The organism is Desulfoluna sp. CLI2B (assembly GCF_056847375.1).
Genome location: NZ_CP186557.1, coordinates 725226 through 737871, shown reverse-complemented (window position 1 = coordinate 737871; position 12646 = coordinate 725226). Strand labels below are relative to the sequence as shown.

The 12646-nt window shown below is 57.7% G+C and carries 13 protein-coding genes and 1 pseudogene; 8 read left to right on the top strand and 6 right to left on the bottom strand.

Going from position 1 to position 12646, the window contains the following annotated elements; all coding sequences use genetic code 11:
* Window positions 1–119: 119 nt before the first annotated feature.
* The 6 genes from ACOYW2_RS03645 to ACOYW2_RS03620 all read right to left on the bottom strand — a co-directional run bounded on the left by ACOYW2_RS03645 (window position 120) and on the right by ACOYW2_RS03620 (window position 6390).
* Window positions 120–1424, bottom strand: coding sequence for a dihydroorotase (locus tag ACOYW2_RS03645; RefSeq protein ID WP_482769425.1), 1305 nt, complete (start codon window positions 1422–1424; stop codon window positions 120–122).
* Entirely contained in the window at window positions 1408–1548 is a 141-nt protein-coding gene (locus ACOYW2_RS03640) for a hypothetical protein (protein WP_482421738.1), read from the bottom strand. The genes ACOYW2_RS03645 and ACOYW2_RS03640 overlap by 17 nt, the downstream gene beginning before the upstream one ends.
* On the bottom strand, window positions 1520–2347 hold the full coding sequence (locus ACOYW2_RS03635) for an aspartate carbamoyltransferase catalytic subunit (RefSeq protein WP_482769424.1): 828 nt from the start codon (window positions 2345–2347) through the stop codon (window positions 1520–1522). The genes ACOYW2_RS03640 and ACOYW2_RS03635 overlap by 29 nt, the downstream gene beginning before the upstream one ends.
* Window positions 2348–2620: 273 nt before the next feature.
* Complete coding sequence (gene lepB / locus ACOYW2_RS03630; RefSeq protein WP_482769423.1) at window positions 2621–3262, bottom strand: signal peptidase I; 642 nt, start codon at window positions 3260–3262, stop codon at window positions 2621–2623.
* Window positions 3263–3725: 463 nt separating this feature from the next.
* The gene (locus ACOYW2_RS03625) at window positions 3726–4898 is read right to left on the bottom strand and encodes a homocysteine biosynthesis protein (RefSeq protein WP_482769422.1); all 1173 of its coding nucleotides are present in this window, start codon (window positions 4896–4898) and stop codon (window positions 3726–3728) included.
* A 91-nt stretch (window positions 4899–4989) separates the two neighbouring features.
* Window positions 4990–6390 carry a M23 family metallopeptidase gene (locus tag ACOYW2_RS03620; RefSeq protein WP_482769421.1) on the bottom strand — a complete coding sequence of 467 codons (1401 nt, stop codon included), beginning with the start codon at window positions 6388–6390 and terminating at the stop codon, window positions 4990–4992.
* A gap of 447 nt (window positions 6391–6837) precedes the next feature.
* Between ACOYW2_RS03620 and kdsA the strand changes: the two genes are divergently transcribed.
* The 8 genes and pseudogenes from kdsA to hpf all read left to right on the top strand — a co-directional run bounded on the left by kdsA (window position 6838) and on the right by hpf (window position 12242).
* Window positions 6838–7665, top strand: coding sequence for a 3-deoxy-8-phosphooctulonate synthase (gene kdsA, locus ACOYW2_RS03615; RefSeq protein ID WP_482769420.1), 828 nt, complete (start codon window positions 6838–6840; stop codon window positions 7663–7665).
* Window positions 7662–8183, top strand: a complete 522-nt coding sequence (locus tag ACOYW2_RS03610) for a KdsC family phosphatase (protein WP_482769419.1) — start codon at window positions 7662–7664, stop codon at window positions 8181–8183. The genes kdsA and ACOYW2_RS03610 overlap by 4 nt, the downstream gene beginning before the upstream one ends.
* Window positions 8180–8785 carry an LPS export ABC transporter periplasmic protein LptC gene (gene lptC, locus ACOYW2_RS03605; protein WP_482769418.1) on the top strand — a complete coding sequence of 202 codons (606 nt, stop codon included), beginning with the start codon at window positions 8180–8182 and terminating at the stop codon, window positions 8783–8785. Before ACOYW2_RS03610 ends, lptC begins: the two co-directional genes overlap by 4 nt.
* Window positions 8766–9293, top strand: a complete 528-nt coding sequence (locus ACOYW2_RS03600) for an LptA/OstA family protein (RefSeq protein WP_482421731.1) — start codon at window positions 8766–8768, stop codon at window positions 9291–9293. Before lptC ends, ACOYW2_RS03600 begins: the two co-directional genes overlap by 20 nt.
* Window positions 9294–9509: 216 nt before the next feature.
* Entirely contained in the window at window positions 9510–10232 is a 723-nt protein-coding gene (gene lptB, locus ACOYW2_RS03595; protein ID WP_482415265.1) for an LPS export ABC transporter ATP-binding protein, read from the top strand.
* 91 nt (window positions 10233–10323) lie between these two features.
* Window positions 10324–11090 (top strand): annotated as a pseudogene (locus ACOYW2_RS03590) (RNA polymerase factor sigma-54).
* Complete coding sequence (locus tag ACOYW2_RS03585; protein WP_482769417.1) at window positions 11087–11824, top strand: RNA polymerase factor sigma-54; 738 nt, start codon at window positions 11087–11089, stop codon at window positions 11822–11824. The pseudogene ACOYW2_RS03590 and the gene ACOYW2_RS03585 overlap by 4 nt, the downstream one beginning before the upstream one ends.
* A gap of 10 nt (window positions 11825–11834) precedes the next feature.
* Window positions 11835–12242 carry a ribosome hibernation-promoting factor, HPF/YfiA family gene (gene hpf / locus ACOYW2_RS03580; RefSeq protein WP_180146747.1) on the top strand — a complete coding sequence of 136 codons (408 nt, stop codon included), beginning with the start codon at window positions 11835–11837 and terminating at the stop codon, window positions 12240–12242.
* The last annotated feature ends 404 nt before the right edge of the window (window positions 12243–12646 follow it).

Sequence of the window (12646 nt, the reverse complement as noted above, 5' to 3'; positions counted from 1 at the left end):
GCAGTGACATTTTTTGTCACCCCATGACATAATTCGGCAGGCTATTTGGGCACACGCACCTGAGGGGCGGCTTGTCCCATGAGATGAAAGCCGCCCCGTTACCAGCCGGAGTGTGTTTTTTATTTCGTTTGCTGTGAAGCACTTACCAGATCAGATTGCGTCCGCATCTTGCAATCCACAAGGGTCCGTACGGCCCGTCCCTTCATGGTCCACCCCTCAAAAGGCGTGTTTGCACTCTTGGTTTGCAATTGGGATGCCACAACGGTCCATTCGGTTTGATCATCGATGAAGGCAAGGTCGGCCGGGTGGCCCGCCACCAGAGAATTATCAAGCCCCAGGATCTCTGCAGGTCGTTTGGACATGCGGACAACCATCTCCTCAAGGGTCAAGACGCCGTCCCTGACGAGCTGCAAACTCAGGGGTAAGGAGGTCTCCAGGCCGATGATGCCGTTCATGGCCCGGTTGAACTCCAGGTCCTTCTCCAGAATGGAATGGGGAGCGTGGTCTGTGGCAATGACATCCAGGGTGCCGTCGGCAAGGGCTTCGCGGACAGCCTGGCGATCCTCTTCCGTTCGCAAAGGAGGGTTCATCTTGGCGTTGGTGTTGTACCCCTTCACCGCCTCGTCCGTCAGGGTGAAATAATGGGGAGCGGTTTCAGCCGTTACGGACACCCCGCGTTTTTTGGCATCCCGGATGGCCTCAATGGACTCATGGGTGCTCACATGGGCCACGTGGAGCCGGGCACCGGTGAGTTCTGCCAGGCCGATATCCCGGATGACCATCATGGACTCCGAGATGTTGGGTATCCCGGCAAGACCCATGCGGGTGGCGGTGAGACCTTCGTTCATGCAGCCGCCCGCCACAAGGGAGAGTTCTTCGCAGTGTGAGACCACCAGCATATCAAACCCCTTGGCATACTCCATGGCCCGGCGCATGATCTGGCCGTCCTCCACGGGGCGGCCGTCGTCGCTCACGGCAACGGCCCCGGCGTTTTTCAGCTCGCCGAACTCACACAAAGAGCCCCCGGAAAGCCCGGAGGTGATGGCCGCCACAGGATATACCTTGGCGTAGCCAGCTTCCTTGGCCTGCTTCACGATAAAGGAGGTGATCTCCGGCGTGTCGTTCACCGGCTTGGTGTTGGGCATGGCGCACACTGCGGTAAACCCGCCTGCAGCAGCGGCCCTGGCACCTGTTTCAATGGTCTCTTTGTACTCTTCCCCGGGTTCCCTCAGGTGAACGTGCACGTCGATGAGCCCCGGTACCACCAAGAGCCCCTGGGCGTCGATCACCTCGGCGCCTTCGGGGATCTCTTTTTCACCCCGGGCAACCAGCGCTTCAATGCATCCGTCCTTGATCCAGACATCGTAATCACCCACCGCGTTGCCGGGATCCACCACCCTGCCGTTTTTAATCACTGTCTGCATCACGACCTCCTGCCAGAAGATAAAAAAGTGCCATACGCGCTGCCACACCGTTGGAGACCTGATCCAGGATCACGGACCACGGCCCGTCGGCGATTTCACTGGTAAGCTCCACCCCGCGGTTCATGGGTCCGGGATACCGTCCACGATAGCCCCTTCGTTGGCCCGCATGAGCCGCTCTGTCGGGTCAGCCCGTAATTTTTGGAGTACTCCCTCACCGATGAGAACAGAAAGTTTTCCTGTCGCTCTTTTTGGATCCGGAGCATCATCACCACGTCAGCCCCTTCCACGGCTTCGTCCACGGATGTGGCCACCTCACAGCCCAGCTCTGCCACCCCGTAGGGAAGCATGGTAAACGGCCCTGCCACCACCACCGAGGCACCCATCTTGGTGAGCCCGTTGATGTTAGAGCGGGCCACCCGGCTGTGGGCGATGTCGCCGATAATGGCCACCCGTTTCCCGGCAATGGAGCCGAGCTTCTCACGGATGGTGAGCATGTCCAGAAGGGCCTGGGTGGGATGGGCGTGCATGCCGTCTCCCCCGTTGATCACCGAAGCATTGACGCGCTGTGCCATCATGTGGGGGGCTCCGGCCGATGAGTGGCGCATCACAATGATATCCGGATTCATCGCCTCAAGGGTGAGGGCCGTGTCAGCCAGGGTTTCCCCCTTGACAAGGCTGCTTGAACTGGCCGCCATGGAGATACTGTCGGCGCTCATGCGCTTGGCGGCAATGTCAAAGGAGGTCTTGGTGCGTGTGCTGGGCTCGTGGAAAAAAAGAATGATGGTCTTCCCGCGCAGGGTGGGGACCTTTTTCACAGGGCGCCGGGAAACCTCCCGCATCCTCTCCGCCGTATCAAGGATCAACCCGATCTCCTCGGCTGAAAGGGACTCAATATCCAGAATATCCTTGTTCTTTAGTTTCATGGCACCTCAGATCTGGAATTTTTATGTAGTGTGACCTTTAAAACAAGCCCCCGGCGGCCCTGCCGGGGGCCAAACTTTTGATCCGCCTTCGCCCAGGGGCTTCGGCGCGACAAGAAAGTTGGATAAACAAATTTTTACAATGGATTTCGTTTCATCTCAATCAAAGGAGAATGTGCTTTTATGTGAAAGCAGACGCCTTTATAACAGACAAGCCGGACAGAGATCGACAACCTCTCACCTAAATATCCTATAACCTATGCCCTATGACCTCACTTACCTGAGTATATCCCCCATCCGGCCCCATCGTACCGAATGATCCCGTCCGTTCCAGGAGAAGTAGATCATAAAGGCTTTGCCCTTGACGGCCTTTAAGGGAACAAATCCCCAAAACCGGCTGTCATGGCTGTTGTCCCGGTTGTCCCCCATGACAAACAGAGAATCCTTGGGAACCGTGACGGGCCCGAAGTTATCCCGCGTGGTGAGCTGGCCGGGAAGCACCCGGCGGTCGGTATGGATGGTATAGTCCCTCTCCACCCGCTTTCCGTTGACGTAGAGCTTCTTGGCCCGCATCTCCACCTCATCCCCTTCGACGCCCACAACCCGCTTGATAAAGTCCTTCTTAGGGTCTTCAGGATAGATAAACACCACGATGTCGTCGCGTTTCGGGTCCTTGACGGGGATAATGGTATTCTGGATAAAGGGAAGCTTCACCCCGTAGATAAACTTATTCACCAGAATATGGTCGCCGATCTGAAGGGTGTTGAGCATGGAGCCCGAGGGGATCTTGAACGCCTGGACCACGAAGGTTCGAATGAAAAGGGCCAGGATAAGGGCAATGACAATTGCCTCGATATTTTCGCGAAGGGGGCCTTTGGCCGGAGAGGATTCAGCAGGGGGATTCTTTTTCGATGCCAATGTGGATTCGCCTTTTGATTTCAGCCCTGCAGAGCCTGGCTGCCCCTTGGACGCACCTCAAACCCATGGAGTGAGCGCATGTCATGGCAGCCGGAATGACCGGCACAGGCCGTTTCATCGTAAAATACAGTAAACGTCGGAATAGAGACTGATGACCACGAGTCGTGAGTCCATGCGGATACATTGAAAGGCTCATTGCCGGAACAGCCGTGGCTTAAAGACACACCACGCCGCCAGCCGGACGCCTGTCGCGTTGACGGGCCATCCGTAACGATGCCGTCGCATTGCCCGTGATCATATACCGGTCCCCGGGCATCGGCAATATAAAAATGGGCTATGTCGCCCGGCCTGAACAGGGCAACAAGCCTTCACAAAACGCCGGGCACAAACCATGTTCTTGAACGCCGGGAGCTCCCCGACAGGGTCGCCGGAGGCATTTTAAGCGAACTAGTTGCAAACGCCCTTACTCGACAGGCAGAAGCTCCTGGGGCACCCCAAGGAGAAACTCCCCGCGCTGGATCCACCCTTTCAGGGTCTCGGCCACGGCACGGGCCTTGACCATGCTGGAGAGGGGCACCGTGGAGATCGTCTCGCCATTGACGGTAATGCTGCCGCTCTTGAGTTCCTTGTAGCTCACCTGCCCCAGGCTGCGGGACACCCCGTTGGGATAATCATCGCTGTAATCCACCACCTGGGTAAAGATCTCTTCGTCCCGGACGGCGGTGTACCTTGCCATCTCCTCGTTGAGGATGGGAATGGGAATTCCCAGCCCCACGGACAGCGAACAGCCGTACCCCCTCATGCTCACCCCGCGGAGCCATTCCGGGGACATCTTCTTTAGGTCCCCCATGGCCCAGATGGTCCCGGCGGGCGAAAGGGGCACATCGTTCTCGCCCCTGGGGTTGCCCGGCCTGTGCTGGGTCCCCGGACCGGCCACGTAGCCCTGGGCCCCACCCAGAAAAATCCGGGTGCCGAAGCCGATGGTCTTGTACAGGGGGTCGTTCAACAGGGGAGAAAGTTCACCGGCAGAACAATAGTTGGCGTTGCCCATCTTGGGCTTCAGGGTCCCCATGTAGGTGTAGATGGTCTTGTCCGAAGGGTTCACCGCGCAGTTGTAGTTCTGGTAGGCGTTTCTCGGATTGCAGAGCACGGCGGACGGAAGCTCGTCAAGGGTCATCTCCTTTTCGACGTGGAGATTGGGGTAGCAGGCGGTGCCGTAGCTGTCGGCGCGGATGTAAACCGTTTTTCCGGCCACCAGATCTTCGATGACATGGCCGCCGCCGTATCGGAACTCACCGGGGTAGACCTTGTTCAGGGGGTCGTCGTCACACACAGCCGTGGCACCCAGGTAGCAGTCCACCGCCGCCACCCCGGAATAGGCCGGAACGTTGTTGAACCAGGTGGAGGTGGTGCGCACGGACGGCGTGGACTGGCCGATGTTCAGGAAGGCCCCGGACGAGCACATGGGGGCAAAGGTCCCGGTGGTGACCACATCCACCTGTCGGGCAGCCTCCTCAGGGCCTTTTTCGTCCACAATGCCAATCATCTCTTCAGCCGTGACAACCACAACGTCACCGCTCTTGATCCTGGCATTAATCTCTTCGTAAGTTTTTTCTACCTTGAATGTTTTGCCCACCTGATTTCAGCTCCAAAAATTGAATTGGTTGTGTGATCTGCAGAGGGGCACGCCCGGCGACCCGAGCCACCGCACCCGCCCCACGGCTTTATCACCCGCTCACCCCGGCGCTTCCGAGCTCCCGCTTCACCCGGTCAAGCTTTGAGGTGATGTTGTTTTTGATCCAGTGGCCGTCCAGCCATTCGATGGGATTGACAAACACATGACCCACAATCATCCCGAAGTGGAGATGGTCGCCACCCACAAGACCCGTGACGCCCGTTCGCCCCACCACATCGCCTTTTTTCAGCACGTCGCCCTCTTTCACCCGCACCGAACTCATGTGGGAGTAGCTGGAGAGAAGACCGAAGCCGTGGTCGATAATAACGGTTCGCCCGTAAATCCCCACCTCCTGGACAAAGACCACCTTGCCCGCGTTGGCCGCAGGGATCTTGGCGTGCTTGATGGAGGCAAAATCCATCCCGAGGTGGTACTTCTGATCCACCCGCTGACCTTTGTAATAGTAGCTTCGATGATCGGCAAAGGTGGCCGGGGTGGCGGAACCCGGCAGCTGCTTGAAGGTGCCCTTCCACCGCATCTTGGCCTCGGTCTTGGTTCCGTTGGACAAGATCGTGCGGTTGTTGTCCGCCCGCATCTTGCTGTTGATCACCAGGTACTTTTCGAGGTTGTTGGACGGCTTTGCCCCAAATTGCTCCACGCTCATGGCTGGAATCTTGGCGTTGAGGAACCCGTCGCCGATGTTGATGCGGTCGCTTTTGAACTGCTTACCGATAATGTAGTGGTAAAAGCCGGCCTTGGTGCGGTTCCCGGCCTCATCCTCGGCCTCCACCAGGATTTCGGTCCCCTTCTTCTGGAGGTGGGTCAGGGCAAAAAACGCCACATAGACGTTGTCATGGCCTTCAAAATAACCGGCATACCCGGGGAAAAAGTTATCGCCGACCCTTACCCCGCTTTCTGCAACTTTCTCAGAAACCCGATAGGCCACCACGCCGGTACCGCCCTGGGCCACGTTATGGCTTCGCGTCAGGATATCCACCACCGGGGGCTGGGTATCGATGGTGATCTCTTTTTCAATGTAGGTCGTGTTCCCTTTGAGCAGGTTGCGAAGGGAGTGGTCGGTGGCACGGATGCGCAACAGCGCCTTGCCGTCGGTGAGCCCAAGTTTACCGGGGTCTGCGTCCACGTCGATGGTATCGGAAAAGGTGCTCCCCTTTCCGGGGAACCCGTCACTCGGCCAGGTCTTGCTGTAAATCACCTTATCCACGCCGCCGCGGGACAGGGCGACCCACACCTCCCGCAGACCGCTTGTTTCATCGTTCACGGTTCCGGTCAACCGAGCCTGGCTCCCCAAGGTCTCAAAGGAGAGATCCAGCCCCACCTCAGGGGGGGTTCCTTCCAGTCGGCTGAACCCGAACCAACCGGCCACAATAAGCATTACCAGAAAAAGCAGGACCACCAGCCGCCCTTTTTTGCTTTCTTTTTTTTGTCTCAAACTACATCTCCAGACACCCGCACCAAAAATAGAAATTGAGGGGCAATGATAGAAAACCTGAACTGAAAAACCGCCCAGGATGCATTCACACAAGGCCACGGCACCTGCACCGGGTCCCATGGAAAAGCGCCCGATACCCTTGGCAATCATGGGCACTTTGGCATATCAACACTATCAGATACCAGCAAAGCCCATGGTTATCAAGGGCTCTTTTGGCGGCTTGACTTTTGATGGGTTTCCGGGATACATCCCTTAGATCGTTCGGGTGCAGCAAATTCCGTACCTAAACAAAAAATTCATTTAAGAAACGTCACGCCCGAAGCGTCTCGCAAATTCGGGTGTTATCTGGTACAGGTAATCGGCAACATCTTGACATGCGATCAGGCGCCTTGCGACGTATTCGAGGCGGCCACACCCCAACCCCGAGACTTTTTTAAGGAGTTTTGTATGCCAGACCCCATCCGTTCGTTACGCACCGGACCCGATGCTCCCCCTTTCCTGATTGCCGGCCCCTGCGTCATCGAAAACCGGGACATCTGCATGCGCATCGCCGACTTCCTCAGGCGACTGACCGTTAAAGAAGGGGTCCCCTTCATTTTTAAAGCGTCCTACGACAAAGCCAACCGCACCAGCATTGAGTCGTTCCGAGGCCCCGGCCCCCAGGAAGGGCTGCGCATTCTGGAAGAGATAAAGCGCGAATTCGACATCCCCGTCATTTCAGATATCCACGCCCCGATGCAGGCGGCCGAAGCTGCCGAGGTTCTGGACATCATCCAGATCCCGGCCCTGCTCTGCAGGCAAACCGATCTCATCGTGGCGGCCGCGGAGACCGGCAAGCCGGTCAACATCAAAAAAGGCCAGTTCCTCGCCCCCTGGGACATGGGCAACATCGTCGACAAAGCCCGTTCTGCCGGCAACGACCGCATCTTTCTCACCGAGCGGGGCACCGCCTTTGGTTACAACAACCTTGTGGTGGACATGCGAAGCCTGGGAATCATGAAAGAGACCGGATGCCCCGTCATCTTCGACGCCACCCACTCGGTGCAGCTCCCAGGAGGCCAGGGCAGCAAATCAGGCGGTGACCGTAGACAGGCCCCGCCCCTTGCCCAGGCAGCCATTGCAGCAGGGGCCGACGGCCTCTTCATGGAGACCCACTTCGATCCGGACAACGCCCTGTGCGACGGCCCCAACTCCGTCAACTTCGAGATGATGGAGACCCTACTCCCCCGCATCGTGGCCATCAAGTCCATTATAAATGACGGAGGCAAGGCATGACCCCCATAGAGAAACTCGCTTCCGTCGACCTGCTCATCATGGACGTGGACGGGGTCCTCACCCAGGGCGAAGTCACCTACTGCGACGACGGCAGCCAGATCAAACACTTCAACGTCAAAGACGGTCTTGGCCTGAGGCTCCTTATGGATGCAGGCATCCAAACCGCCATTGTTACCGGCCGATCCGCAGGGGCCCTCCAGGCCCGCGTGGACAACCTGGGCATCCCCCTTCTCTTTGACGGGGTCTCAGACAAGACAAAAGCCCTTGATGAGGTGGTGGCACGCTCGGGGATTCCTGCCGATCGCATGGCCTTCATCGGCGATGATCTCCCGGACCTGCCCATCATGAAACGGGTCGGGGTTTCCATTGCCGTGGCCGATGCCGTGGCCGAAGTCAGAGAGCGCGCCCACCTGACCACCACCCATGCCGGGGGCAGAGGTGCGGTCCGGGAAACCTGTGAAGCGATCCTTAAAGCCAAAGGGCTTTGGGATAAAGCCATCGAAAGATACCTTGCATGAAGGGCAAAAGCGCCATATCCACCCGAAAGGTGGTCCGAAGGGTGCTCATCGCCATCATGGCCGCCACCGCCCTGTCCACCGGGGTCATCCTGGCCACCCACAGAGGCAGCCAGACGCCTGCCACAGAGCCCCGGGAGGAGAGCAAAGCGACCCTCACCCTGGACAAAATGCGCCACACCTCGTCCCGCCAGGGCGTGGATGAGTGGAGCGTCGAGGCGGAAACGGTCAACCTGTACAACACGGAAAACCGCGCTGTGTTCCTGATGCTCACCGCCCGGTACTTTGAAAAAACCGGGGCGGTCACCACCCTGACCGCCGACAAGGGAGTCCTTGACACCCAGACACGGAATATGGAGGTGTCCGGCAATGTGGTGGTCAAACGGAGAGGAATCACCATCACCAGTGACGCCCTCACCTACACCAAGGAGTCCCAGGTCATCATCTCCACAACCCCGGTGGTCATCACCGACGCCATCTCCCGGCTCACCGGAGATGCCATGTTCCTCGACCTTGCCGGGGGACGGATGACCCTGGACGGAAACGTCAACGGCACGCTCCGAGAAGCAAGTAAAGGAAAATACGATGAAACACGTCCCCAGTAAATATCTCTGGTGCCTCCTCCTGGCCCTTGTGCTGCTGCCTGTGGCCGGGGTTGCCCAGGAAGGCGAAGTCGGCATCAGCGCCGATCACCTCACCTCGGACAGCCAGGGCCGCTACGCCCTTTTCTCCGGCAACGTTCGCATCACCCGGGACGGCGCCGTACTCAAGGCCGACTCGGTCCAGCTTCACTACGAAGACGGCAAACAAAAGGGAGACACCACCAAGGGCCTCTCCCTCATTGAGGCTGAGGGCAACGTCACCATGGATTTTGAAGAGAAACACGCCACCGCCGACAAAGCCATGTACGACCTGCGCAAGGAGGAGGTGACCCTCACCGGAGGCCCGCCCCGCGTGGTAAGCGGCAAAAGCACACTGACAGGCAAAACCATTGTCATCAACCGCCTTACAGGCGCCATCAAGGTGGACAGCGGAAACAGCACCCGGGTAAAGGTCCGGCTCGTGCCCGGGGAAAAGGGGTTCTCCTTTACCCCGGACAAAAAGGATAAATAGAGCCTCAAGCCTTGGGAATAGCTGCTTCCGGTAACCTCTGACAACATGCCAAGTGCTTTTTCAAAGCCCCTGTGGTATGGTAAGGGACGTCCCGGACAAGTTGAACCGGCTACCGGTATAAGGGCCGCCCTTGAGATCGGCGACAGATGCATTATATTTTTAAGGTACGGGCCCGGTAAGTGAAGACGCATTACGAAGAGGGAAGATCGGGATTTTATGACTGAGCTTGTGATGAACAGCCTGATAAAAACGTACGGAGGGAGAGCCGTTGTGGACGGTGTCTCCATCCGCGTGGAGAGCAACCACGTCACCGGCCTCCTCGGCCCCAACGGCGCAGGGAAAACCACCACGTTTTACATGGCTGCAGGTATTGTACGTCCCGACTCAGGCTCCGTCTTCATCGACAGCCAGGAGATCACCAACTACCCCGTGTACAAGCGGGCCAGGTGCGGGATCGGCTACCTCCCCCAGGAATCGTCCATCTTCAAGTCCCTGTCGGTCAGGGACAACGTCATGGCGATCCTGGAGCTTCTGGGCATCTCCAAACAGGAACAGGAAGAGCGCCTGGAGACCCTCCTGGGGGAACTGCGCATCAGTCACCTTGCCGACCGCAAAGCAGCCGTCCTCTCCGGTGGAGAACGCAGGCGCCTTGAAATCACCCGGGTCCTGGCCATCAAACCGGACTTTATCCTTCTGGATGAGCCCTTTGCAGGGGTCGACCCCATTGCGGTCATCGACATCCAGAACATCATCGCCATGCTCAAGGAGCGCGGCATCGGGATCCTGATCTCCGACCACAACGTCCGGGAGACTTTGGGAGTCTGCGATAACGCCTACATCATGAGTGTCGGCAAGGTCATCGAATCCGGCTCCCCCGAGGAGATTGCATCAAGCGATATCGCCCGCCGTATTTATCTGGGCGAAGGCTTTACCCTATAGAAAACCGCAGGCCCTCAGACCGTTCAAGGGCCCGCGTTCCCAATTTCGATGGATCGAACCGTCCCGACAGACGGCTTCAGTCGGCGTATCAATGGCGATGCGACCGGCAACCCAAACTTGTGTGAACCGTAATGGAAACCGTGAAGTTGTAGTTATGGCAATGGAACTCAGGCAACAGCTGCGCCTCTCCCAACAACTGGTGATGACCCCCCAGCTTCAGCAGGCCATCAAGCTCCTGCAACTCTCCCGTCTCGAGCTGGTCGACGCCATCTCCCAGGAGCTGGAAGAAAACCCGGCCCTCGAAGAGATTCAGGAGACGGCACAACGGGAAGCGGGAACCCACGAGGACGAGAAGCCGGCACCGGAAGAGAACGCAACGTCCGAAGTGAAAATCGACGAGAAGATCGGAAGCGACATCGACTGGGACAACTACCTGGGAGAGTACAACTCCACAGGCAAGGCCCAGTACGAATCCGAGCAGAAGGAGGCGCCCAAATACGAGGCCTTCGTATCCCAGAAGAAATCCCTGGATGACCACCTTCTCTGGCAGCTCCTGATGACCTGCCCGGACTCCGACACCGAGGAGATCGGCTGCCTCATCATCGGCAACCTGAGCAGCGACGGCTATCTCACCGCCTCCGTCGAAGAGATCGCGGAGGAGTGCGGCCACTCGGTGGAACTCGTGGAGGATGTCCTTGAAGACTCCAGACCTTCGATCCTCCGGGCATCTGTGCCCGGAACTTAGGGGAGTGCCTCCTGATCCAGGCCCGCCATTTCGGCGTGGAGACCCGGATCATGAAAGAGGTCGTCACCAACCACATCAAGGAGCTGGAGGACCCGAAGACTACAAGGCCATGAGCAAGGCGCTGGTGCAGGACTTGCCCAGCATCATCTCCACGGTGAACATCATCAAGGAGTTCGAGTCCAAGCCGGGCCGCCCCTTCAGCACCGAAGAACCCCACTACATCACTCCGGACATCTACGTCTACAAGGAGGAGGGGGAGTTCATCATCGCCTTGAACGACGACGGCATGCCGAGGCTCCGCGTCAACCCCTATTACCGCCAGGCGCTCTCCAAGGGCCAGGACATCCCCAGCGACACCCGGGACTACCTCCAGGACAAAATGCGCTCTGCGGCCTGGCTCATCAAGAGCATCCACCAGCGCCAGAAAACCATCTACAGCGTCATGGAGAGCATCTTAAAATTCCAGGCTGAGTTCTTTGAAAAAGGGATCTCTCACTTAAAGCCCATGGTGCTGCGGGACGTGGCACAGGACATCGGCATGCACGAGTCCACCATCAGCCGGGTCACCACCAACAAGTACGCCTATACCCCCCAGGGTATCTTCGAGCTGAAATACTTTTTCAACAGCTCCATCAACCGCGTCCACGGAGCCGCCATCGCGTCGGCCAGTGTCCAGGACAAGATCAAACAGATCATTGACGGAGAGGACACCAAAAAACCCTACAGCGACGAGAAAATCGCTCAAATCTTGAAAAAGGAGGCCAATGTAGACATCGCTAGACGAACGGTAGCCAAATACCGTGAGGCAATGAAAATATTGCCGTCAAGCAAACGAAAACAATTTTAGGAGGTCATTTATGCAAGTATCTGTAACATTCAAGAACATTGACCCTTCCGACGCACTCAAGGCGTACGCCACCAAAAAGCTGGAACGTATCGACAAACTGCTTGATGCCCCTTCCGAAGCCAACGTCGTTTTTTCCGTTGAAAAGATACGGCATATTACCGAAATAAACGTCACAAGCGGCCGCACCACGGTCCACGCCACGGAAACAAGCGAGCGCATGTATGCAGCCATCGACCTTGCCGTGGATAAAATCAAGCAGCAACTCTCCAAAAACAAGAAAAAGATACAGGCCCGCAAAAGCGGCAACCCCGGGATCCGTCCCACCCTGGCCGAAGAGATAAACGAGGCCCCTGTTGACGTGGATGAGTTTGATGACTTTTCCGATTTCGATATGGATGAGGACCGCCGGCTGGCCTGACCCGCCGTCTGTCCGCAACGTCACGAGGATGAACTCGTAAAATATAGCCCCGCCTGAAAACGCCCCGCACCTCCGTTTCAAGGGGGTGCGGGGCCCTTGAGGAGCAGCCGAAAATGCGTTTCGATTTCGCCGGGTTGATCACACACGGGTTCATCTTGCAACAGGGCGACTCGCCCGTATACACGACAGCCTCCGGGGGCCACCGTCCAATGAAATCCATTTGACAACCCCGGTGATGTCAGCTACAAAACACTCCGTTTAAAAGGTGCCTGCCCGGTGCAGGCGCCTTTTTTCATGGGCAAAAACCGATGCTCGGACGACGAGACGCGACCCGCGCATCAGGTCTTGAAAGATGGGCCATCCACTGATATGAAAGTAGAGGTCCCAAACCTGTCGGCAACCGC